The 22022-nt window shown below is 70.7% G+C and carries 17 protein-coding genes and 1 pseudogene; 13 read left to right on the top strand and 5 right to left on the bottom strand.

Features of this window, described 5'->3' with window-relative positions; genetic code table 11:
- Positions 1–224: 224 nt before the first annotated feature.
- Positions 225–748, bottom strand: a pseudogene (locus tag ACH4G3_RS01515) (phosphotransferase); the annotation flags it as partial.
- 282 nt (positions 749–1030) lie between these two features.
- On the opposite strand from ACH4G3_RS01515, the gene ACH4G3_RS01510 reads away from it, so the two are divergent.
- The 5 genes from ACH4G3_RS01510 to ACH4G3_RS01490 all read left to right on the top strand — a co-directional run bounded on the left by ACH4G3_RS01510 (position 1031) and on the right by ACH4G3_RS01490 (position 8452).
- Complete coding sequence (locus tag ACH4G3_RS01510) at positions 1031–3829, top strand: SpoIIE family protein phosphatase (protein WP_397622538.1); 2799 nt, start codon at positions 1031–1033, stop codon at positions 3827–3829.
- Complete coding sequence (locus tag ACH4G3_RS01505; protein ID WP_397622537.1) at positions 3816–4898, top strand: sugar ABC transporter substrate-binding protein; 1083 nt, start codon at positions 3816–3818, stop codon at positions 4896–4898. The genes ACH4G3_RS01510 and ACH4G3_RS01505 overlap by 14 nt, the downstream gene beginning before the upstream one ends.
- A gap of 15 nt (positions 4899–4913) precedes the next feature.
- Positions 4914–5693 (top strand): ATP-binding cassette domain-containing protein, encoded by a 780-nt coding sequence (locus ACH4G3_RS01500; protein WP_037670252.1) that lies wholly within the window; start codon positions 4914–4916, stop codon positions 5691–5693.
- Positions 5684–6988, top strand: a complete 1305-nt coding sequence (locus ACH4G3_RS01495; protein ID WP_397622536.1) for a sugar ABC transporter permease — start codon at positions 5684–5686, stop codon at positions 6986–6988. The genes ACH4G3_RS01500 and ACH4G3_RS01495 overlap by 10 nt, the downstream gene beginning before the upstream one ends.
- A 111-nt stretch (positions 6989–7099) precedes the next feature.
- Positions 7100–8452: an ABC transporter substrate-binding protein gene (locus ACH4G3_RS01490; RefSeq protein ID WP_397622535.1), complete on the top strand. Its 1353-nt coding sequence runs from the start codon at positions 7100–7102 to the stop codon at positions 8450–8452.
- A gap of 104 nt (positions 8453–8556) precedes the next feature.
- Here ACH4G3_RS01490 and ACH4G3_RS01485 read toward each other — a convergent pair whose 3' ends face one another.
- The gene (locus ACH4G3_RS01485) at positions 8557–11355 is read right to left on the bottom strand and encodes an aconitate hydratase (protein WP_397622534.1); all 2799 of its coding nucleotides are present in this window, start codon (positions 11353–11355) and stop codon (positions 8557–8559) included.
- Between the two features lie 264 nt (positions 11356–11619).
- On the opposite strand from ACH4G3_RS01485, the gene ACH4G3_RS01480 reads away from it, so the two are divergent.
- Both ACH4G3_RS01480 and ACH4G3_RS01475 read left to right on the top strand, forming a co-directional pair.
- Positions 11620–11820 (top strand): DUF4236 domain-containing protein, encoded by a 201-nt coding sequence (locus ACH4G3_RS01480; RefSeq protein ID WP_010033921.1) that lies wholly within the window; start codon positions 11620–11622, stop codon positions 11818–11820.
- A gap of 84 nt (positions 11821–11904) precedes the next feature.
- Entirely contained in the window at positions 11905–13434 is a 1530-nt protein-coding gene (locus ACH4G3_RS01475) for a helix-turn-helix domain-containing protein (RefSeq protein ID WP_020271318.1), read from the top strand.
- Between the two features lie 46 nt (positions 13435–13480).
- Here the strand turns inward: ACH4G3_RS01475 and ACH4G3_RS01470 are convergent, their stop codons facing one another.
- Both ACH4G3_RS01470 and ACH4G3_RS01465 read right to left on the bottom strand, forming a co-directional pair.
- Positions 13481–14455, bottom strand: a complete 975-nt coding sequence (locus ACH4G3_RS01470; protein WP_397622533.1) for an NmrA family NAD(P)-binding protein — start codon at positions 14453–14455, stop codon at positions 13481–13483.
- 103 nt (positions 14456–14558) lie between these two features.
- Entirely contained in the window at positions 14559–15374 is an 816-nt protein-coding gene (locus ACH4G3_RS01465; protein ID WP_397623351.1) for an oxidoreductase, read from the bottom strand.
- A gap of 94 nt (positions 15375–15468) precedes the next feature.
- Between ACH4G3_RS01465 and ACH4G3_RS01460 the strand changes: the two genes are divergently transcribed.
- Positions 15469–16053 (top strand): TetR/AcrR family transcriptional regulator, encoded by a 585-nt coding sequence (locus ACH4G3_RS01460; protein WP_397622532.1) that lies wholly within the window; start codon positions 15469–15471, stop codon positions 16051–16053.
- Between the two features lie 142 nt (positions 16054–16195).
- Here ACH4G3_RS01460 and ACH4G3_RS01455 read toward each other — a convergent pair whose 3' ends face one another.
- A complete protein-coding gene (locus ACH4G3_RS01455; protein ID WP_397622531.1) occupies positions 16196–16888 on the bottom strand; it encodes a MerR family transcriptional regulator in 693 nt (230 codons plus the stop codon).
- 173 nt (positions 16889–17061) lie between these two features.
- Between ACH4G3_RS01455 and ACH4G3_RS01450 the strand changes: the two genes are divergently transcribed.
- The 5 genes from ACH4G3_RS01450 (at position 17062) to ACH4G3_RS01430 (ending at position 22022) form a co-directional block, all read left to right on the top strand.
- Positions 17062–17676, top strand: a complete 615-nt coding sequence (locus ACH4G3_RS01450; RefSeq protein ID WP_397622530.1) for a DUF6230 family protein — start codon at positions 17062–17064, stop codon at positions 17674–17676.
- A gap of 49 nt (positions 17677–17725) precedes the next feature.
- A complete protein-coding gene (locus tag ACH4G3_RS01445; RefSeq protein ID WP_397622529.1) occupies positions 17726–18184 on the top strand; it encodes a DUF6114 domain-containing protein in 459 nt (152 codons plus the stop codon).
- Positions 18177–19367: a hypothetical protein gene (locus ACH4G3_RS01440; protein ID WP_397622528.1), complete on the top strand. Its 1191-nt coding sequence runs from the start codon at positions 18177–18179 to the stop codon at positions 19365–19367. The genes ACH4G3_RS01445 and ACH4G3_RS01440 overlap by 8 nt, the downstream gene beginning before the upstream one ends.
- Before the next feature lie 103 nt (positions 19368–19470).
- The gene (locus tag ACH4G3_RS01435) at positions 19471–20172 is read left to right on the top strand and encodes an SDR family oxidoreductase (protein ID WP_397622527.1); all 702 of its coding nucleotides are present in this window, start codon (positions 19471–19473) and stop codon (positions 20170–20172) included.
- Positions 20173–20348: 176 nt separating this feature from the next.
- The gene (locus ACH4G3_RS01430) at positions 20349–22022 is read left to right on the top strand and encodes a CocE/NonD family hydrolase (protein WP_397622526.1); all 1674 of its coding nucleotides are present in this window, start codon (positions 20349–20351) and stop codon (positions 22020–22022) included.

Below are 22022 nucleotides of genomic sequence, written 5' to 3'. Positions count from 1 at the left end.
CGGCCCCGGCTGAACCGCCGCCCCGGGGAGGTCCGTCGCCCCGAGCGGATCCGGAGGCCGGTGAATCCCGGCGGCCGGGCCCGCTCGCGGGTGACCGAGGAGACGCGGCAGCGGCAGCAGCGCCGGCTGACCGTGGAGACGTGGCGATGGCGCCGTGCGCGGCACGGCACCAGCCGGCGCCGCGCCAAGACCCCCGCGACCGTGAAGACGCGTCAGCGACACCGTCACCAGCCGCCGGACGTCGCCAGGAGGCGGCGCAGGGAGGCGTGGGCCGGTGGGCCCCAAGTGGGCTTGCCGCCGGGGCGGACCTGTACGCCGCCGGCCTCTCCGATGAGGAGACAGGCGAGGGCGCGCAGGACGGCCCAGCCGCGGGCGCGGCGCAGGGTCGCGGGGTCCGGGACCGGCCGGTAGGTGTCGTGGAAGCGGCTGACGGCGCCTCCGGCAGCAGGATCCAGTCGGCGGCGAGATCGCAGGCGGGGGCGTCCGCGCAGAAGTCTCCGAAGTCGATCATGGCGCGGAAGGTGCCGTCGGCGGTGAGGATGCCGGCCGGGTGCAGGTCGCCGTGGAGGCATACCGCCGGGCCCGTCCAGCCGGGCGCGGCGACGGCGTCCTCCCAGACGGCGCGGACCACCTCCGGATCCGGCGACAGTCCGAGCTCCGTGGCCTCGGCGAGGTGCTCGGCGGACGACTCGGTGCTGCCGGACAGCGGACCCCCACGGCCCCGGCCGACGCACGGGCCGCCTCGGTGACGACCTGGCCGTCCGGTCGCCCTGGGCGACGCGGTCCGCGGACGCGCTCCTGCTCAAGAAGCGAGATCCCGGACATCGCCGGACGACCGAGCGGCCGGCCCGTCGATCCCCTCGCCGATCCCCCACTCCATCGCATATGTCGCTGTTGTCCAGGTATGCGATTCTGAGGTGTGGGTGCCCTGCCGCTCTTGTGGGCGTGGAGCCGCCGCGTCGTCGTCGCCTGAGTTCCGGGGACTCCCACCTGCCGGTGGCTGCGGCATGGACGGGAGGTGGATGCGGACATGCCCCATTACGGCGATGCCCGGGCCGCGGTCCCCGGTCTCCGGGTGCCGGGGAACGGGGGCGCCGGTTCGCCTCGCCCCACGCCGGAGTCCGCCGCGCGGGAGCGGGTTCTGGCGTTCGCCGGGGTGGCGCTGGCGGCGGTGTACGTGCGGAGCGAGGACGGTGCGGAGCTCCAGCTGGTGGAGTCCGCCGGCGCCGAGCCGGAGCGGTACGGGTTGCCGGGTCGTGTGCGGCATGGCGGGGGCACCTCACCCACTCCGGCGCCCGGCTATGCGGCGGTGTCCGGGGACAGTGGGTCCGCCGTCGTCGAGGCCTTCCGGAGCGGGCGGCCGCTGTGGCTCGCCGGCCGGCTGGAAGGCGGAGCCACCGGCGCGCCGCTCGGGGTGGTACCGCTGGGCGCCGCCGGCGGGTGGCTGGGCTGCTTGGCCGTGGTGGGAGAGCCCGGGGAGGGGTTCGGCGGCGAGCAGCAGGAGTTCCTGGAGCGGTACGCCGAGGCGGTCGCCGGGCGGCTCCGGGGGGAGGCCGACCGGTCCGCCCCTTCACCACTGCTGGATTCCGCCCTGCGTGCTCTGGGAGTGGGTTCCTTCGCGCTGACACCCGGCACCGGGCTGGTCGAGACGGACCCGGCCCTGCTCGAACTGGTCGGCATCCCCGAGGGCGGCTTCGACGGCAAGACCGACACGCTGCTCTCGTACAGCCTCCCGGAGGACGTCCCGGCCCTGCTGTCGGTCATCGAACCGTCCCCGCAGACCCCCGGGCGCCGGGAACTGGAGTTCCGTACCCGCCGGGCCACCGGTGAACTGTGCTGGCTGCGCCTGAGCTGCCGGGTGCTGAAGGGGCCCGACAGCGCCCCGGAGCGGGTGCTGGGCGTGGTGACCGCGGCCCCGGTGCTGCGGCGGAGCGCCAGTGACGTCGCCCGGATCCAGTGGCTGACGGCCGCGCTCGACGACGCCACGACGGTCCGGGACGTCAGCCGCGTGGTGGTCGCCGCGCTGCGTGAGCCGCTGGGTGCCGACCGGGTGGCGCTCGCCGAGGTGCTGGAGGACCGGCTGGCGGTCACCGTGCTCGATCCGCCGGGTGCCGGTGCCTGGCCGGAGCTGTGGCGTTCGGAGTGGCGCTCGGAGTGGCCCGACGCGCCGGTCACCGCCCTGCCCACGCTCCACGCGGCGTTGCGGGACGGGCGGATGAGCCTGTGGCCGGCGGGTACCGTGCTGGAGCCCGGGCTCGCGGGGATCGGGCCCGGCGGGCTCGCGGTGCTGCCGCTGCCGGCCAAGAGCAGGGTGGCCGGGGTGTGCCTGGTCGGCTGGGACGCGCCGCACGAGTTCGCGCCCGAGGAGCGGGCCCTGCTGACGGCGACCGCGGGGCTGGTGGGGCAGGCCCTGATCCGCGCGCACGCCTACGACGCCGAGCAGGAACTGGCGACGATGCTCCAGCGCAGCCTGCTGCCGCGCCGTCTCCCCCAGTTGCCCGGCGGCATCGCCGTGGCCCGCTATCTGCCCGCCCGGCGCGGGCTGCAGGTGGGCGGCGACTGGTACGACGTGATCGCGCTGTCGGAGGGGAAGGTGGCGCTGGTCATCGGTGATGTGCAGGGGCACAGCGCCGGGGCCGCGACGATCATGGGCCAGATGCGCACGGCGGTCCGGGCCTACGCCGTGGAGGGTCATCCGCCGGACGTGGTCGTCGCGCACGCCAACCGGCTGCTCGTCGGCATGGAGACCGACCTGTTCGCCACGTGCTGCTATGTCGAGCTGGACATGGAGGAGGGCAACGCACTGTTCGTGCGGGCCGGGCATCTGTCGCCGCTGGTGCGTCATCCCGACGGCGGAACGGAGGAGATCGCCGTCGAGGGCGGGCTTCCGCTGGGGGTGCTGGAGGACGCGGAGTTCCCGCTGACGGCCGTGGCGCTGGCGCCCGGCGCGGTGCTCGTGCTGGTGACGGACGGCCTGGTCGAGTCGGCCGAACTGGACGTGGACGAGGGCATGCGGATCGTGCGCGAGGTGCTCGCCGCGGCGGATCCTGCCGACCCGGGGCGGATGGCCGACGACCTGCTGGGCGAGGCCGGCCGGCGGGAGGACGACGTGGCGTTGCTGCTGCTCCGCTACGACGGGATGCGGGTGCGGCCGGTGCGGGCGGGCTGGGTGGTGTGGCGGCTGCCGGACGCGGTCATGCACGCCCGCCGGTTCAGCGCGCGCACGCTGCGTTCGTGGGACGTCGTGGCCGAGGCCGACACCGTTCTGCTGGTGGTGTCGGAGCTGGTCACCAACGCGCTGGTGCACACGCAGGGCGCGCTCCGGCTGGACCTGACCCTGGCGGCGGACCGGCTGCGGGTGACGGTGAGCGACTCCTCGCCGCGGGCGCCGGCCAAGCCGGTGGTCGTGGACTGGGAGTCGACCGGCGGCCGGGGGCTCTTCCTGGTCGAGGCGCTGTCGGCGGCGTGGGGCTCGGTGCCGGTCGGCGGCGGCAAGCAGGTGTGGAGCGAGATCGTCGTGTCCCGCCCTGAGGCGGACCACGAACCGGAAGCGGAAGCGACGCCGGAGGCGCAGCCGCCGATCGAGCCGGCGGAGGAACCGCAGCCCGTCCGGGACCGGGGCTGGGGCATCGGCCGCAACCGGGTCTGGGGCGTGGGCCGAACCCGCGACCGGAGCGGAGGCGGCAGGGGCTCGGGCCGAGGCCGGGGCCGGGACCGCGACCAGGACCCGGCCGGAGGCCGAACGCCGGACAGCGACAAAGGCCCGGGAGTCGCCCCTGGTGACGCGGTCGGTCCCACCAGGAGGGAGGGGCGGGATGAGGGGCCGTAGGTGGCAGGTGGGGGCCGCAGTCGTCGCGGCCGTCATGGCGGTGGCCCTGGTCGGCTGCAGCGAGGACGGCGGGGAGGGCGCGGGCGGGCTCACCGTCGGGCTGCTGCTGCCGAGCCGCGCGGTGCCCCGCTGGGAGCAGTCCGACAGGCCCATGATCGAGAAGCGGGTGAAGGAGCTGTGCTCCGACTGCACGGTCGTGTACGCCAACGCGGAGAACGACGCGGCGAGCCAGCGGCAGCAGATGAACTCGATGATCACCAAGGGTGTGTCCGCCCTGATCCTGGACGTCGTCGACCCCAAGGCGCTGCGCTCCTCGGTCCGGGCCGCGGACCGCGCGGGCATCCCGGTCATCGCCTACGACCGGCTCGCCGAGGGCCCGATCTCGGGTTTCGTCAGTTTCGACGGCGGCCAGGTCGGCCGGCTCCAGGGCGAGGCGCTGCTGAAGGGCATGGGGGCAAGGGCCGACGACGGCGGTGTCGTCATGGTGAACGGCGACCCGTCCAGCCCCAACGCCGCCTGGTACGAGGGCGGCGCCCGGTCGGTGCTCCGGGACAAGGTGCGGATCCTCAAGTCGTACGACACGCTGGGCTGGCGCACGGAGAACGCGCACGACCACATGTCCGCCGCGATCAGCGCCCTCGGCACGAACCAGATCGACGGGGTGCTCGCGGCCAACGACTCGATCGCCACCGGTGTCATCGCGGCGCTCAAGAGCGCCCGGGTCGCGCCGCTGCCCCCGGTCACCGGACAGGACGCCGACCTCCCCGCCGTGCGGCGCATCGTCGTGGGCGAGCAGTACATGACCGTCTACAAGCCCTTCCGGCAGGAGACCGACGCGGCCGCCGCCATGGCCGTCGCCCTCGCGCGCGGCAACGACCTCGACGTCCTCGTCACGACGAGCGTGGACAGCCCCACCACCAAGGACGTCCCGGCGGTGCTGCTCGACTCGGTCCCGGTGACGGCCGAGACGATCGGGCAGACGCTCGTCCGGGACGGTGTCTACACGATCGACCAGATCTGCACTCCGAAGATCCGGTCGGCCTGCGCCCGGATCGGGCTCACCCGGTGAGGGAGGTGATCCAACGTGGCCCATCCACCCGTACTGGCGTTGCGCGGCATCTCCAAGCGGTTCGGCGGCGTGCAGGCGCTCGTGGACGTCGACCTCCAGGTCCGGGCCGGTGAGGTCGTGGCCCTGGCGGGCGACAACGGCGCCGGCAAGTCCACGCTGATCAAGGTGATCTCGGGCATCAGCCCCGCCGACCGGGGCGTCATCGAGTGGGAGGGGCACCTCGTGCAGATCAAACGCCCGCACGACGCCCACAGCCTGGGCATCGCGACCGTCTACCAGGACCTCGCCATGTGCGACAACCTCGACGTCGTGGGCAATCTCTTCCTCGGCCGGGAGATCGACCGGGTGGGCATCCTCGACGAGGTGGAGATGGAGCGCAGGGCCCGCGATCTGATGCGGACCCTGTCGATCCGTATCCCCGACGTGCGCATGCCGGTCGCGGCGCTGTCCGCCGGGCAGCGGCAGGCCGTCGCGATCTCCCGCTCGCTCATGGGCGCGCCCAAGGTCCTGCTGCTGGACGAGCCCACCGCCGCCCTGGGTGTCGAGCAGACCAGCCATCTGCTCGACCTCATCGAGGAGGTGCGTGACCGCGGTATGGCGATCATCCTGATCAGCCACAACATGGGCGACATCAAGGCCGTCGCGGACCGGGTCGCCGTGTTGCGCCTCGGCCGCAACAACGGTCTGTTCGACGTGAGCACGGTGACGCAGGAGCAGATCATCTCCTCCGTCACCGGGGCGGCGGACAACGCCGTGGCGCATCGTACGAAGGGCGACGAGGAGGCATGGCCGTGACCGGGGGCGGGCCGCACCGCGGCGGCGGGCCGGCCGCGCCGGGCGGCGACGCCCGGCCGGTCGCGCGCGACCGCCCGCCGCGCACCCGTGGCTGGACCGGCACACTGCGCGAGTACGCCCTGGAGATGCGCGGCAGTGTGCGCGACGGCGAGCGCGGGCCACTCCTGGTGATCGCCGGGCTGATCGTGATCGGGGCCCTCTTCCAGGCGCTGGACGACAACTTCCTGTCGCCGCGGAACCTGTCCAACCTCAGCGTGGACATCGTCGGGACCGGTCTGGTCGCCGTCGGCATCGTGTTCGTGCTGCTGATCCGGGAGATCGATCTGTCGGTCGGCTCGGTCAGCGGCCTGGCGGGCGCCGTGTTCGCCGTGCTGAACGTGAACCACGGGATGCCGGAGTGGCTCGCGGTGGTCGTGGCGATCGCCGGGGGCATGGCGGTGGGCGCCTTCCACGGGCTCTTCTTCGCCTGGCTCGGCGTGCCCGCGTTCGTCGTGACCCTGGCGGGGCTGCTGATCTGGAACGGCCTGACGCTCGACCTGCTGGGCGCGAGCGGCACCATCAACATCGACGAGGAGGGCTTGGTCGCCTCCCTGACGAGCCGGCACTTCGGTGACGACATGGCGGCCTACGCGGTGGCGGCGCTCGGCACGGCCGGGTACTTCCTGGCCGCCCACCGCAAGCGCGCCCGGCACCGGGCCGCCGGGATGCCGTACCGGCCGCCGGTCGAGGTCTGGGTGCGCACCGGTGTTCTCGCGGTGCTCGCCTTCACCGCCGCCTACACGCTCAACCGGTTCCAGGGGCTGCCGCTGGCGTTGCTGATCTTCCTGGTGGTTCTCGTCGTCTCGGACTACGTGCTGCGCCGCACGCGGTACGGACGGCGGGTGTACGCGCTCGGCGGCGGGGTCGAGGCGGCGCGCCGGGCGGGCATCTCCGTGGAGCGGGTGCGGGTCGCGATGTTCATGGTGTCGGGGACGCTGGCCGCGGTCGGCGGGCTGTTCGTGGCCTCGGGCCTGACCTCGGCGAGCCCCACGACGGCCCGTGCCGCCGGTTCCGGGATGCTGCTGATCAACGCGATCGCCGCGGCCGTCATCGGCGGCACGAGCCTGTTCGGCGGGCGTGGCTCGCCCTGGTCCGTGCTGCTCGGTGTGCTGGTCATCCAGTCGGTCGCCTCGGGTATGGGGCTGCTGGGAGTGGAGGACGCCGTGCAGTTCATGATCACGGGCGGGGTGCTGCTGGCCGCCGTCGCGGCCGACGCGCTCTCCAGACGCGCGGCGGCCCGGCGGGGCCGACCATGAGCCACAGTCCGCCCGAGTTATCCTGTTTCTTACGAAATATCTAATAAAGGGTAAACAGGGATACAGGGCACGCCGGTGGCGGAGGACCGACGGCGTGTCCGTCGGAGTGCCATGAAACGCAGCCTTCTCGCCCGGGCGGCCGTCGCCGCCACGGCCGTCGCGGGCCTGGTCCTCGCCGGATGCGGTGACACGGACGCGCCCGGCGCCGAGCAGGCGGACATCAGCGTGCTCGCGATGGACGCGTCCCAGATGCAGACCCTCAAGAAGCTCACCAAGAGGCACTTCACCGCGGAGACGGGCATCACGGTCGAGTACACCCTGCTGCCGGAGAACGAGGCGCGGGAGCGGATGAACCGCGAGTTCGCGACCCAGGCCGGCACCTACGACGTGGCGAGCGTGAGCGCGTACGAGGTGCCGATCTACGCGGACAACGGCTGGCTCGCCCCGCTGGACCCCTTTGTGAAGGCGGACGAGGACTTCGACCAGGACGACGTCTTCCCCAACCTGGTGTCCTCGCTGACCGGCGAGGACGGCAAGCTCTACGCCGAGCCGTTCTACGGCGAGGGTTCCTTCCTGATGTACCGCAAGGATCTCTTCCGCAAGGAGGGGCTGACCATGCCGCCGAACCCGACCTGGGAGCAGGTCGCCGACCTTGCCGCCCAGGTCGACGGCGCTGATGGCGCGAGCGGCATCTGCCTGCGCGGTCTGCCCGGCTGGGGCCAGAACCTCGCCCCCCTCAACACGGTCGTCAACACCTTCGGCGGCACCTGGTACGACACGGACTGGAACGCCCGGCTGACCTCACCCGAGTTCAGGAAGGCCGTCGGGTTCTACGTCGGCCTGCTCCGCTCCCACGGCCAGCCCGACGCCGACCGGATGGGCGTGCTGGAGATCCTCGACAGGTTCGTCCAGGGCAAGTGCGCCATGATGTACGACGCCACGTCACTGGCCTCGTCGATCGAGGCCGACGGTTCCGCGGTCAAGGGCAAGGTCGGCTACGTACCGGCCCCGCACGACCGGACGGAGAAGGCCGGCTGGCTGTGGACCTGGGCGTGGGGCATCCAGCAGGCGTCCGACAACAAGGACGCCGCCTGGGAGTTCATCTCCTGGGCCTCCTCCAAGGAGTACCAGGAGCTGGTCGGGAAGGAGGTGGGCTGGACCGCGGCGCCCGCCGGGAACCGCAGGTCGCTCTACTCCAACCCCGAGTACCAGCAGGCAGCGGACGCCTGGTACCGGCAGGAGTACACGGCGGCGACCGATTCCGCCGACCCCAGGAACCCCGGCGTCGACCCCCGTCCCTACACCGGTATCGGCTTCCTGGGCATCCCCGAGTTCGCCGTGCTCGGTACGGCGGTCTCCGAGCAGATCGCCGCGGCCATCGCCGGACAGCAGTCGGTGGACACGGCCCTGGAGAAGTCGCAGGACCTCGCCCAGGCAGCGGCGGCGAAGTACCGGGGCGAGTGACCCTGCCGTCGGCCGCCCGGCCCGGGCGTCAACGGCGCGGGCCGCGCCCCCGGTCACCCGGGGACGCGGCCCTCGTACTGCCCTGAACTGCCCTGCCGGTCCGCTTACTTGCGGATCAGGCTGCGCAGCACGTACTGCATGATGCCGCCGTTGCGGTAGTAGTCCGCCTCGCCGGGGGTGTCGATGCGGACGACCGCGTCGAACTCGACGCCGGTGTCGGTGGTGACCTTCACCGTGCGCGGGGTGGTGCCCTCGTTGAGCTCGGTGACGCCGGAGATGGAGAAGGCCTCCTCACCGGTCAGGCCGAGGGACGACGCGGACTGGCCCTCCGGGAACTGGAGCGGAAGGACGCCCATGCCGATGAGGTTCGAGCGGTGGATGCGCTCGTACGACTCGGCGATGACGGCCTTGACGCCCAGGAGCGCGGTGCCCTTGGCGGCCCAGTCGCGGGACGAGCCGGAGCCGTACTCCTTGCCGGCCAGGACGACCAGCGGGATGCCGGCGGCCTGGTAGTTCTGCGAGGCGTCGTAGATGAAGGAGACCGGGCCGCCGTCCTGCGTGAAGTCACGCGTGTAGCCGCCCTCGGTGCCCGGCGCGATCTGGTTGCGCAGGCGGATGTTGGCGAACGTGCCGCGGATCATGACCTCGTGGTTGCCTCGGCGGGAGCCGTAGGAGTTGAAGTCGCGACGCTCGACGCCGTGCTCGGTGAGGTACTTGCCGGCCGGGGTGTCGGCCTTGATCGCACCGGCCGGGGAGATGTGGTCGGTGGTGACCGAGTCGCCCAGCTTGGCGAGCACACGGGCGCCGGAGATGTCGGAGACCGGGGTGGTCTCCATCGTCATGCCCTCGAAGTACGGGGGCTTGCGGACGTACGTCGACTGCGGGTCCCACTCGAAGGTGTTGCCGGTCGGGATCGGCAGCGCCTGCCACTGGGCGTCGCCCGCGAAGACGTCCGAGTAGGACTTGGAGAACATGTCCTCGCCGATGGCGTTGGCGACGACGTCGTTCACCTCGGCCTCGGAGGGCCAGATGTCCTTCAGGAAGACCGGGTTGCCGTCCTGGTCGGTGCCCAGGGCGTCACGGGTGATGTCCACCTTCATGGAACCGGCGAGCGCGTAGGCCACGACCAGCGGCGGGGACGCCAGGTAGTTCATCTTGACGTCGGGGTTGATGCGGCCCTCGAAGTTCCGGTTGCCGGAGAGGACCGAGGTGACCGCGAGGTCGTGGTCGTTGACGGCCTTGGAGACCTCCTCCGGCAGCGGGCCGGAGTTGCCGATGCAGGTGGTGCAGCCGTAGCCGACGAGGTTGAAGCCGACCTTGTCGAGGTACGGGGTCAGGCCCGCCTTCTCGAAGTAGTCGGTGACGACCTTGGAGCCCGGGGCGAGCGTGGTCTTGACCCACGGCTTGCGGGTCAGGCCCTTCTCCACCGCCTTCTTGGCCACCAGGGCGGCGGCGACCATGACGTACGGGTTGGAGGTGTTGGTGCAGGAGGTGATGGCCGCGACGGTCACGGCGCCGTGGTCGATCTCGTAGGTCGATCCGTCGGGGGCGGTGACGGTGACCGGGTTCGACGGGACGGCGGCACCGGTGCCGTCGGCGTGCTGCGGCGCGCCGGCGCCGTTCTCCTGGTTGCCGTAGGCGGGGGCGTCGGAGGCCGGGAAGGACTCGGCGCTCGCCTCGTCGACCGGGGAGGCCGAGGCGGCCGCCTGCTGGGCGACGGGCGCGTCGACGTAGTTGAGGACGTCCTTCGCGAACTGCTGGGCGGCCTCGGCCAGGACGATACGGTCCTGCGGACGCTTCGGGCCGGCGATGGAGGGCACGACCGTCGACAGGTCGAGCTCCAGCTTCTCGGAGAAGTCGGGCTCAGCGGCCGGGTCCAGCCAGAGGCCCTGCTCCTTGGCGTACGCCTCGACGAGGGCGAGCTGCTGCTCGCTGCGGCCCGTCAGCTTCAGGTACTTGATCGTCTCGTCGTCGATCGGGAAGATCGCCGCGGTCGAGCCGAACTCCGGCGACATGTTGCCGATGGTGGCGCGGTTGGCGAGGCTGGTGGCCGCCACGCCCTCGCCGTAGAACTCGACGAACTTGCCGACGACGCCGTGCTTGCGCAGCATCTCGGTGATCGTCAGCACCAGGTCGGTGGCGGTGGTGCCGGGCGAGAGCTCACCGGTCAGCTTGAAGCCGACGACGCGCGGGATGAGCATCGAGACCGGCTGGCCGAGCATCGCGGCCTCGGCCTCGATGCCGCCGACGCCCCAGCCGAGGACGCCGAGGCCGTTGACCATGGTGGTGTGCGAGTCGGTGCCGACGAGGGTGTCGGGGTAGGCCTGGCCGTTGCGCACCATGACCGTGCGCGCCAGGTGCTCGATGTTCACCTGGTGGACGATGCCGGTGCCGGGCGGGACGACCTTGAAGTCGTCGAAGGCGGTCTGGCCCCAGCGCAGGAACTGGTAGCGCTCGCGGTTGCGGCCGTACTCCAGCTCGACGTTCTGCGCGAAGGCCTCGTTGGTGCCGAACTTGTCGGCGATGACGGAGTGGTCGATGACCAGCTCGGCCGGGGAGAGCGGGTTGACCTTCGCCGGGTCGCCGCCGAGCTCCTTCACGGCCTCGCGCATGGTCGCGAGGTCCACGACACAGGGCACGCCGGTGAAGTCCTGCATGATCACGCGGGCCGGCGTGAACTGGATCTCCTGGGACGGCTGGGCCTGGGAGTCCCAGCCGCCGATGGCGCGGATGTGGTCGGCGGTGATGTTCGCGCCGTCCTCGGTGCGGAGGAGGTTCTCCAGCAGCACCTTCAGGCTGTAAGGGAGGCGCGCGGCGCCCTCGACCTTGTCCAGCCGGAAGATCTCGTACGACTCGTCGCCCACCTGCAGCGTGCTGCGGGCGTCGAAGCTGTTCGCCGACACGACAGTCTCCTTCATTGATGTGCGCGTACCACCACGATCCTGCCGCCACGGCATCTCGGCCGATCCGCTAAGGTAAGGCTAAGTTAGGTAGGCCTTACCGGGGCTGGCGGCTGCGGTGCTCCCCGGCAGATATCTCGATGTCGAGATAACTCTAGTACACCGGGGCCCGTAGGTCATGCCCCGGCGTCCGCCATGCGGTCATGCACACCCCTCTCCGGGGTATCCGAACCAGGTACCCACGCCACAAACGGAGAGGAGTCAGGCATGCCGCTCACGTTCCGCAAGAGTTTCCGGATCCTTCCGGGGGTGCGTCTGAACATCAACAAGCGCTCCTGGTCCATCACGACCGGCGGCGGAAAGAACGGCCCGCGTCACACCCGCAGCAGTACGGGACGTCGTACGACATCGATGGATTTGCCCGGACCTTTCGGGTGGCGGCGTACACGTACCGCCCGTCGACACTGAAGCCACCAGGGAGGATTGACTTCCTGTCACCCGAATGGACCCCCCGGCCGGGTGCCATCTCATATCTGAGATAACCTCAACCGCATGGCAGACGACTACCTCGTACGCATCGGCAAGCTCATCCGTGACGCCCGGCAGCACCGGGGCTGGACCCAGTCGCAGCTGGCGGAGGCGCTCGGAACCAGCCAGAGCGCCGTGAACCGGATCGAGCGCGGCAACCAGAACATCAGCCTTGAGATGATCGCGCGCATCGGGGAGGCCCTCGACAGCGAGATCGTGTCGCTCGGCTACGCCGGTCCGATGCACCTGCGGGTGGTCGGCGGCCGCCGGCTGTCCGGCGCCATCGACGTGAAGACGAGCAAGAACGCGTGCGTGGCGCTGCTGTGCGCCTCACTGCTCAACCAGGGGCGCACGGTGCTGCGCCGCGTCGCCCGCATCGAGGAGGTGTACCGCCTCCTGGAGGTGCTGGGCTCGATCGGTGTCCGCACCCGGTGGATCAACGACGGTGTCGACCTGGAGATCGTGCCGTCGGCCGAGCTGGACCTGGCGGCCATCGACGCGGACGCGGCCCGCCGCACCCGCTCGATCATCATGTTCCTCGGTCCGCTGCTGCACCGCATGGACCACTTCAAGCTGCCCTACGCCGGCGGCTGCGACCTCGGTACGCGCACGGTCGAGCCGCACATGATCGCGCTGCGCCGGTTCGGTCTCGACATCGCCGCCACCGAGGGCCAGTACCACGCGATGGTCGACCGCTCGGTCCGCCCCGACCGTCCGATCGTGCTGACCGAGCGCGGCGACACGGTGACCGAGAACGCGCTGCTCGCCGCCGCCCGGCACGACGGCATCACCGTCATCCGCAACGCGTCCTCCAACTACATGGTCCAGGACCTGTGCTTCTTCCTGGAGGCCCTCGGCGTCAAGGTCGACGGCATCGGCACCACCACGCTCACCGTGCACGGCGTGCCGACCATCGACGTCGACGTGGACTACTCCCCCTCCGAGGACCCGGTCGAGGCGATGAGCCTCGTCGCGGCGGCCGTGGTCACCGAGTCGGAGCTGACGGTGCGCCGGGTTCCGATCGAGTTCCTGGAGATCGAGCTGGCGGTCCTGGAGGAGATGGGCCTCGACCACGACCGCACGCCCGAGTACTTCGCCGACAACGGCCGCACCCGGCTGGTGGACCTCACCGTCCGGCCCTCCAAACTGGAGGCGCCGATCGACAAGATCCACCCGATGCCGTTCCCCGGCCTGAACATCGACAACGTGCCGTTCTTCGCGGCCATCGCGGCGGTCGCCCAGGGCAAGACCCTCATCCACGACTGGGTCTACGACAACCGCGCCATCTACCTGACGGACCTGAACCGCCTCGGCGGCCGCCTCCAGCTCCTCGACCCGCACCGCGTCCTGGTCGAGGGCCCGACCCGCTGGCGCGCCGCCGAGATGATGTGCCCGCCGGCCCTGCGCCCCGCGGTGGTCGTCCTGCTGGCGATGATGGCGGCCGAGGGCACGTCGGTGCTGCGCAACGTGTATGTCATCAACCGGGGTTACGAGGACCTGGCGGAGCGGCTGAACTCGATCGGGGCGCAGATCGAGATCTTCCGGGACATCTGATGTGCGGATGCCGCCGAAACCCGTGCGCTCCGGACCGCCCGGCGGCTCAGGCAGCTGCAAGCTTCCGGATGCGCGGGTGGTTCTCCAGAGCCCACCGCACGGTCTTCGGCGGGCGTCCGAGCAGGATTCCCAGTTCGTCGGTGATGCCGCCGTATCCTCCGCGGCCGATGATCCGGGTCAGGGTCTTCAGGTGCTCCGCGATGTGCGGGTACGCGGACATGTTGGTGTCCACGTAGGTCTTGTTCCAGGTTTCGATGTCTTCGGGAACGTACGTGACCGGGCGTCCCAGCACGGCCGCGAAGTCCTCCGCGATCCCGTGCATGTCCTTCAGCTCCGGGCCCGTGAGCGCGTAGGACTTGGAGATGTGCGGCGCGGGGTCGGCCAGGATCTTCGCGCACAGTTCCGCGACGTCGTAACCGGCGATGGGTGCGAGCCGGTGGTCGCCGAAGGGCAGGCGCAGTTCACCGTCGGCCAGTGAGCCCAGGGCCAGCCAGGTCATGATGGGGTTCTCGACGAAGAAGGCCGCCTGGATGTTGACGGTCGGGACGCCGGACCACTCCAGCACCTGCTCGGCGACCCAGTGGGCGCGCTGCTGCGGCGACCAGTTGGCGACGAGTCCGCCGAGCCGCGCGCGCCGCTCTTCCTCCGGTGCGGTCATCTTGTCGAACGTCATGAACGACTGCTCGTACTCGGAGATGTTGACGAACACCTCGATGTCGCCCTGCGCCCGCGCCGCCGCGGCCATCAGGCTGACGGCGTCGGTGTAGTACGGCGACAGGCTCATGCTGAAGTAGATGCGCCGGACGCCCTTCAGCGCGGCGGTCACGTCGGCGATGGTGAGCAGGTCGCCGACGAAGACCTCCGCCCCGGCCTGGCGGAGCGAGTGGGCGCGTTCGTCGTCCTGTCGCACGAACGCGCGCACGGGGTGCCCTTGTTCGAGCAGCATGTCGACCATCGTCCGGCTCACACCACCGATTTCGCCGGCGGCACCGGTGATCAGGATGGGATTGCGCTCTGACATCGAGGTGTCCTCTGTCTGGTTGGGGTGGGGCAGTTGGCCGTAAGGGTGGGTCGGTGGGCGGCGACCGTCGTGCCGGGTGGCCGCCTCCGCGTGAGCCTGCGCGTCAGCCGGCCAGGCGGTTGATCTTGCGGATCTGCTTGTCGAAGGCCCGGGCGGGGACGAGACGGCGCAGCGTGCTCACGCGTCCGGCCGTGGGGCCGGCGGTGTAGCGCAGCTTCGGCCTGGCGTCGGTCGCCGCCGCGACGATCGCCTTGGCGACGATGGCGGGTGCGTCGCCGCCCCTGATCGCCTCCGCCAGCACGCGGTCGACGGTCTGCCGCTGCTTCGCGTAGGCGTGCAGGGGTGTGTCGGGCTTCGCGCTGTTGGCCTCGAATCCGGTCCTGGTGTAGGCGGGTTCGACGAGCAGCGACCGGATGCCGTACTCCCGGACCTCGTGGTCCAGGGACTCGGAGTAGCCCTCGATCGCGTGCTTGGAGGCGGCGTAGACGGCCATGTACGGCTGGGGCATGAATCCGAGTACGGACGAGATGTTGATGATGCGGCCGCGTTTCTGGGCGCGCATGTGCGGAAGGACCTCCGTCACCATGCGCATGACCCCGAAGACGTTGGTGTCGAAGACGCCCTGAGCCTGCGCGACGGAGGTCTCCTCCGCCGCACCCGTCGAGCCGACACCGGCGTTGTTGACCAGGACGTCGATCCGCCCGAACCGCTCGCTCACCTCCTGGACCGCCGCGGCGACCGAGGCGTCGACGGCCACGTCGAGGCCGAGGAACGTCACACCGTCGAGCGGGGTGACGCGTGAGGTGTCGCGGCTTGTGCCGACCACGTCGAAACCCGCTGCGACCAGCGCGAGCGCGGTTTCCCTCCCGATGCCGGATGACGCACCCGTCACGAGTGCCACCGGCCGATCTGTCGTCATCATGACTCCCCGCACTCCTTGAAAAACCGATCGGTTTCCGTCACTGTAAACCGATCGGTTTCCGCTTGCAAGTTCCAGCAAGGAGAAGGACGGGATGGGCAGGATCAGTCCGCGGGAGAGGCGCGAGAGCGTCATCCGCGCGGCGATCGCCGAGTTCGCGATCGCCGGCTACCACGGCACCACCACAGCGGCGATCGCCAGGCGGGTCGGCGTCACGCAGCCGTACCTCTTCCGGCTCTTCCCGGACAAGAAGGCGATCTTCGTCGCCGCTCTGACCCGGAGCATGGAAGACACCCGCCTGGCTTTCGAGGGGGCGGCCGACGGGGCGGAAGACGGAGAGCGGGCTCTTCAGGCCATGACGAAGGCTTACGAGCAGCTGATCTCGACGAGTCCCGAAACGCTCCTGATGCAGATGCAGGGATATGCCGTCGCGGCGGCCGCCGAAGCGCAGGGCGATGACCTGACCGGCGAACTCGTCCGGGACGGCTGGATGAGGATCCCAACGCCGGGCGGTGGGGCAGCGGTCCGGAGGGGCTGTCCGTCAGCGCACGCACGCCGCGTCGAGCAGGGTGACCACCGTGAGCGCGATGAGCCCCGTCAGCGTGTCCGCGCCGATGCCCGCGCGGGTGGGCTCTGGTCCTTGAGCTCGATCTGCGCGGCCAGGAAGGGGCAGCCGTAGAACTCGGGCGCGCCCGACTGTGATTCCACCTGCCCGAAGACATGCAGGACCCGCTCCCGGGGCGAACGGTCGTCGTCCGCCACGGGCAGGAGTGCCGCCTTGCAGGCGGAAGTACGGCGCTCCTCAATTCCTCCCCAGGGCGTTACCCCGCCGACTGTTCCCCCCGCCCGCACGCACGGCGATCATGGCGCCGATGGTTCGCGTCCTCCTGGGCCAGGCGCCGCAGCAGCCTGACGACCGGCTCGAAGAGCACCGTGAGGACCACCGCCCGCTCGGCGAGGGCGATGCGGTCCTCGATCCCTTCGAACTGCGCGAAGTCCAGGTCCGCGGTGGAGGTGGCGAGCCGTGCGTAGGGGATGAGGTCCTCGGCCGTGTAGTCGGTACCGAGGCGGCTCAGCGCCGCGAGACTCTCGGCGAGTGCCGGGCGGTGCGGTGAGGAGTCGGAGATCTGCCAGCCCATGTTCTCGATGAGAGCCTCGACCCTCGCGGTGGCTCCGCAGGAGGCCTCTTCGTCGGCGGCGCCCTCCAGTCCCTGGTCCTTCTCGTCGTTCGTCTCCGCGGAAGGAACGGGCAGGGCGTGGTGGACGACGCCCAGGGTCTCGAACGCGTCCAGCGGACGGTCGACGGCTTCGAGCACCTCACGGGTGCGGGCGACGGACAGCCCGCCGAGCTGGATGAGGGAACGGATCAGACGGAGCCGCTGGATGTGCTCCTCGTCGTACTCGACGGTGGTCGGGTTCAGCGCACGTCCCTCGGGGAGCAGCCCCTCCCGTCGGTAGTACTTGATGGTCGCCACCGGCACCCCGGACCGTCGGCTGAGCTCTGAAATCCTCATGCGCTCCCTCACGCTCGACTGCCCCTCCAGTATCGCGTTACCGGGGGTTGCCCCACCGAGCCCGATAGTGCCACTATCAGGCACTCGATAGTGGAGCTATCGAGCTCAGCCCGGTGTGCCCTCTTCCGCACCCGGCCTCTCACCTCGTACGCCTCGACAACGGAGGACCCCGCATGTCCCAGCGCATCGGCAAAACCCACTGGAAGCGTTTCGCCGTGGGCGCGGTGCCGACGGTGGCCGCCACCGCGGCGGTCGCCGTCTCGATGGCCCAGGGCGCGCTGGCCGCTTCGTTCAGCATCTCCGGTTCCGACTTCAAGGTCTCGGCCGGCTCCCTGAGCGGCAGCGGATTCGCCAACTACGCCACGGTGGACGTCGCCAAGAACGGCAAGCGCATCCCCGTGTCCGTCTCGGCCCTCGAGAACGCGAAGATCACCGACATGTGCCAGTCCGTGCCGGTGGACATTCCCGCGCTCGGGACCTACACGATGACGCTCAAGGCCGGCGGGTCGGGTACGGCGGTCAAGGCCAAGGACCTGTACATCGACATGACCGATCTCCAGGCCAAGTCCGGCACTTTCAACAACGTCGACATCGGCGTCGCCACCGGCTCGATCACGAAGGGCCGGGTCAACCCCAAGGACCACGTCGATCCCGATGATTACGCCCAGCAGGCGGACTCGATCGAGATCATCGACGCCCACCAGAGGGTCTGGGCCACCTCTGCCGGGACGTTCGAACTGGCGGGCCTGCACATGAACATCGCGGCCGGCCGCCACGACTGCTTCTGACCCTCGCTCCCGCCCCTCCCCCACCCCGCCACGACCTGGGAGCTTCCCCATGACGAGTGCCGGCGCACCCGCGCACCCCCACAGCGACAGCGGCTTCGACAGCGCTCGCCGGGCCTTCCGGGCCTGGCGGCGCACCCGACCCTTCTGGGCAGGACTGCTGGTGCTCCTCGCCGCCGCGCCGATCATCTACTTCCCGTACTTCAACCTCTCCCTGGGCGCCCTGTCCGTGGCGATGTCCACCACCGCGGGGGCGGGCTCCCTGATCATCGGGCTGACGCTGATCGTCCTCGGCGGGCTCCTCTGGTTCCAGCCGGTCATCAGGTTCTTCGCGGGATGCGTCGCCGTCTTCCTCGGTGTGCTGGCCCTTCCCATCTCCAACTTCGGCGGATTCTTCGTCGGCACCCTGTTCGCGGCCACGGGCGGACTCCTCGCTCTGGCGTGGGCCCCGGTGGATGCGGACCTACCCGACGGCACCGTCGGCCCGGAGGGAGAGCCGGGGAATGGCTGAACCGTCGTCCGACATCGGCGGCGAGACCGAGCAAGCCCGTTTCGTCCGGCCGTCGAGGGGCCGACACGCCGTCCCTCGTACGTCCGCACTGACCCGCTTGCGCCTGCCGCTCGGGAAGGCTCTCGCGCTGACCGCGCTGCCGACCGCTCTCGTCCTGGGCAGTCAGCGTCCGCCCACCGTCGACTCAAGTGCCACGGCGGCGCATTCCGTTCCGGAAGAGGCGGCCGACAGCGGGGTCGACTGCGCCCGTTCCGGCGACCCGTCAGCCCCCGCCGAGGCTCCGACGCCGTCCGCTGCTCCCGGCACGCCCAGCGCCCCCACGAGCGACGAGTCCATCAAACCGTCGGAGCACACGGCTGACGAGGAGACAGGCCCCGCCCCGGCTCCGGCCGTACCGCCAAGCACACACTCCGCCACTCCGAGCGCGGCCCCTGCCCCCACCGGCCTTACGGGTCTCCTCGGCCCCCTCCTCCGCGGCGGCACCGACCAGCAGAACCCGGCACCCGACGCGAGCCCCTCGCCGGGCTCGGCCGCTGCGACGCCAAGGGGCACGGAACACTCGTACCTGCCACCGGCCGCTCCCCGCGAATCCCCCTCCCCCAGCCAACAGACCACCGACCCATCACCCCGACCACAGTCCTCGGAGGCACGCCGCGGAACCGACCGCACCTGCGACATCAGCGATCTCGCGGCCCCCGAGGACAAGAGCGCCGGTCGATTCGCCGCCGAGTCGTGGAACATGAAGGGGAGCCGCCTCGAACTGCGCGACGTCGTCTTCGGCGGTGTGGTGACCGTGGACACGGCCGCCGGACCCAAGCGGGTGCTCAAGTTCTCCGCGGCCGGTGTCACGATCCGCGACCTGAGGATGGCCGTGCCCGTCGGCCCGCAGATCCAGCACATCGACGGAGGGCCCGGCTCGACGTCCACGCTGCGAGGCGACCGCATCACCATGTACGTCGAGAGCCTGACGGGCACCCTCTCCGGCGCCGAAGGGATTCCCCTGCCTCCCGTCCTCCGCCTCCACCTCACCCCCGACACCGTTCCGGAGTGGCTCTACGACACGGCCGGGAAACTCGGCCTCAAGCTCCAACTCAGCCTCGACGACGCCGACATCGACCAGGCCGGACAGACAGGCGGAAAGCTCATCATCCCGGGAATTCACGGATACGGAACGACACCCTGAACTCGGCCCCACGCGACTGGTTCGTTCGACGAGCTTGCATCCGGAAACCGGACGGTTTACCGTGCTGGAAACCGTTCGGTTTCCGATTCTCGTGGAGGCAGTCATGACCGCTTTGAAGGGCGCCAACGTTTTCGTCACCGGCGGCAGCCGGGGCATCGGCAAGGCGCTGGTGGAAGAGCTGTACGCACGCGGTGCCGCCAAGGTCTATGCCACGGCCCGCGACCCGCACACCGTGACGCATCCCGACGCGGTCCCGGTGGCGCTGGAGGTCACCGACCCGGCTTCCGTGGCGGCGGCCGCCGCACAAGCGCAGGATGTCACGGTGCTGATCAACAACGCGGGCGCCGCGGTCGGCGCCTCGTTCCTCGACTCCCCGGTCGACGACGTACGCAAGGAGTTCGAGACCAACTTCTACGGTCCCCTGCTGCTCACCCGCGCCTTCGTACCGATCATCGAGCGCAACGGCGGCGGCCACATCCTCAACGTCCACTCCGTGCTCTCCTGGCTGGCCCTCGGCGGCTCCTACAGCGCTTCCAAGGCCGCCCTGTGGTCGCAGTCCAACTCCCTGCGCCTGGAGCTTCAGCCGCGCGGCATCGCCGTCACCGGACTCCACGTCGGATACGTCGACACGGACCTGGCGGCGGGCGTCGACGCGCCCAAGTCCAGCCCTCGTGACGTCGCCGCACTCGCCCTCGACGGGGTCGAGACGGGAGCGTACGAGGTGCTCGCCGACGACATCTCGCGCCAGGTCAAGGCGGGCCTGGCCGGCGACCTGGCCGGGCTGTACGCCCAGCTGGCCGAGTAGGACAGGACTGGCTCCACCTCGTCTACGGGGAGAAGGACTGGTCCCGGCCCTCGGACCGGGAGGCCAACAAGCAGCTGCTGCCCGCCGTGGTCACCCCCGATCGGGGGTGACGCGCGGGGGGCGATTGGGTCAACCATGTGCTCGACAGGGCGTCGTGGCAGGCAAAGGAGCAGCACATGACGGAGATCCAGGTCGAGGTCGACGTACCCGCGAAGATGCGTGACGGCACGGTGCTGCGCGCGGATGTCTACCGGCCCGGCGGCAGCGGACCGTGGCCGGTCCTGCTGAGCAGGCTGCCGTACGGCAAGCAGATGGCCCTGGCGATCGCCGTCCTCGATCCCCTGGCGGCGGCTCGGCGTGGCTTCATGGTGGTGCTCCAGGACACCCGCGGCCGGTTCGCCTCCGAGGGCGAGTGGGAGCCGTGGACGCACGAGGAGGACGACGGCTACGACACCGTACGGTGGGCTGCCGCCCTGCCCGGCGCGAACGGCTCCGTCGGCATGATCGGCGCCAGCTATTTCGGCAACACGCAGTGGATGGCGGCGCTGGCCAAGCCGCCGGAGCTGAAGGCGATCGCACCGATGGTCACGTGGTCCGATCCGGACGACGGACTGTGGACGCGCGGCGGCGCGATCGAGCTCGGTATCACCGCGCCGTGGACCCTGATGATGGGTGCCGACGCGCTGATGCGCCGGCACGGCACCGACCCCGCCACGCTCGTCGGCAGTCTCGGCAGGCTCGTGCAGGATCTCGACGGCCTGGCCGACGGCGGCTACGGCGAACTGCCCGCCGGGCACTTCCCCGCGTTCGTCCGGCACGATCTTCCCGAGCTGGGCTATGAGCGGTCCCGGCGGGAGCCCGAGTGGGCGCGGGCCTGCCGGGTCGAGGGCCGGCACGACGAGGTGGACCTGCCCAGCTTCCAGGTCGGCGGCTGGTACGACATCTTCACTCAGGGCACGCTCGACAACTTCACCGCCATGCGCCGCACGGGCCGGTCCGCCACGCTGGTCATGGGGCCGTGGAGTCACGCCAACCAGCAGCATGTCATCGGCGACGTCAACTTCGGGTTCGGCGCGAACTCCGCCTTCATGGGCATGCGCGGCCCCCTGAACGGCCTTCAGCTCGACTGGTTCCAGCGCACGATCGGCGACGGTGAGGCGCTGGAGCCGGACACGGGCAAGGTGCTGCTGTTCGTCATGGGCGTCAACCAGTGGCGCGAGGAGACGGAATGGCCCCTGTCACGGGCCGTGGACACGGACTTCCACCTGCGCGCGGACGGACGCCTGACACTGGAGCCGCCGCCTGTCGCCGAGCAGCCCGAGGAGTTCACCTACGACCCGATGGACCCGGTGCCCACGGTCGGCGGAGCCCTGTTGCTGACCGACGACTTCCGTCCCGGGCCGCTCGACCAGACGGCGGTGGAGGCGCGCGAGGACGTCCTCGTCTTCACCACCGAACCGCTCACCGAGGACGTCGAGGTGACCGGCCGGATCCGGGCGGTGCTCTTCGCCGCCACGGACGGCCCCTCGACCGACTGGGTGGCCCGCCTGTGCGACGTCGACGAGCACGGCGTGTCCCGCAATGTCACCGACGGCATCGTGCGGGTACGGGAAGGGACGCCGGGCGAAGCGGCCGAGCACGTCGTGGACCTGTGGTCGACCAGCATCGTCTTCCGTGCCGGGCATCGCATACGGGTCCAGGTCACCTCCAGCAACTTCCCGCGCTGGGACCGCAACCTCAACACGGGCGAACCCGAGGCGAGCGCGACCAAGGCCCGAGTCGCCCGCCAGCAGGTCTTCCACGACCCCGCCCGGCCCTCCCGCATCGTCCTGCCGGTGGTCCCGGGCTGA

This window comes from Streptomyces afghaniensis, assembly GCF_044327915.1.
Taxonomy (GTDB): Bacteria; Actinomycetota; Actinomycetes; order Streptomycetales; family Streptomycetaceae; genus Streptomyces; species Streptomyces afghaniensis.
This window is presented reverse-complemented; position numbering and strand designations above follow the sequence as displayed.

Bases quoted from the DNA above. Each gene is read 5' to 3' on its own strand.
- ACH4G3_RS01455 (WP_397622531.1), bottom strand. From the start codon at position 16,888: ATGAGGATTTCAGAGCTCAGCCGACGGTCCGGGGTGCCGGTGGCGACC.
- ACH4G3_RS01465 (WP_397623351.1), bottom strand. From the start codon at position 15,374: ATGACGACAGATCGGCCGGTGGCACTCGTGACGGGTGCGTCATCCGGC.
- ACH4G3_RS01440 (WP_397622528.1), top strand. From the start codon at position 18,177: ATGGCTGAACCGTCGTCCGACATCGGCGGCGAGACCGAGCAAGCCCGT.
- ACH4G3_RS01480 (WP_010033921.1), top strand. From the start codon at position 11,620: ATGCCGCTCACGTTCCGCAAGAGTTTCCGGATCCTTCCGGGGGTGCGT.
- ACH4G3_RS01490 (WP_397622535.1), top strand. From the start codon at position 7,100: ATGAAACGCAGCCTTCTCGCCCGGGCGGCCGTCGCCGCCACGGCCGTC.
- ACH4G3_RS01435 (WP_397622527.1), top strand. From the start codon at position 19,471: ATGACCGCTTTGAAGGGCGCCAACGTTTTCGTCACCGGCGGCAGCCGG.
- ACH4G3_RS01495 (WP_397622536.1), top strand. From the start codon at position 5,684: ATGGCCGTGACCGGGGGCGGGCCGCACCGCGGCGGCGGGCCGGCCGCG.
- ACH4G3_RS01450 (WP_397622530.1), top strand. From the start codon at position 17,062: ATGTCCCAGCGCATCGGCAAAACCCACTGGAAGCGTTTCGCCGTGGGC.
- ACH4G3_RS01475 (WP_020271318.1), top strand. From the start codon at position 11,905: ATGGCAGACGACTACCTCGTACGCATCGGCAAGCTCATCCGTGACGCC.
- ACH4G3_RS01430 (WP_397622526.1), top strand. From the start codon at position 20,349: ATGACGGAGATCCAGGTCGAGGTCGACGTACCCGCGAAGATGCGTGAC.
- ACH4G3_RS01505 (WP_397622537.1), top strand. From the start codon at position 3,816: ATGAGGGGCCGTAGGTGGCAGGTGGGGGCCGCAGTCGTCGCGGCCGTC.
- ACH4G3_RS01460 (WP_397622532.1), top strand. From the start codon at position 15,469: ATGGGCAGGATCAGTCCGCGGGAGAGGCGCGAGAGCGTCATCCGCGCG.
- ACH4G3_RS01445 (WP_397622529.1), top strand. From the start codon at position 17,726: ATGACGAGTGCCGGCGCACCCGCGCACCCCCACAGCGACAGCGGCTTC.
- ACH4G3_RS01470 (WP_397622533.1), bottom strand. From the start codon at position 14,455: ATGTCAGAGCGCAATCCCATCCTGATCACCGGTGCCGCCGGCGAAATC.
- ACH4G3_RS01510 (WP_397622538.1), top strand. From the start codon at position 1,031: ATGCCCCATTACGGCGATGCCCGGGCCGCGGTCCCCGGTCTCCGGGTG.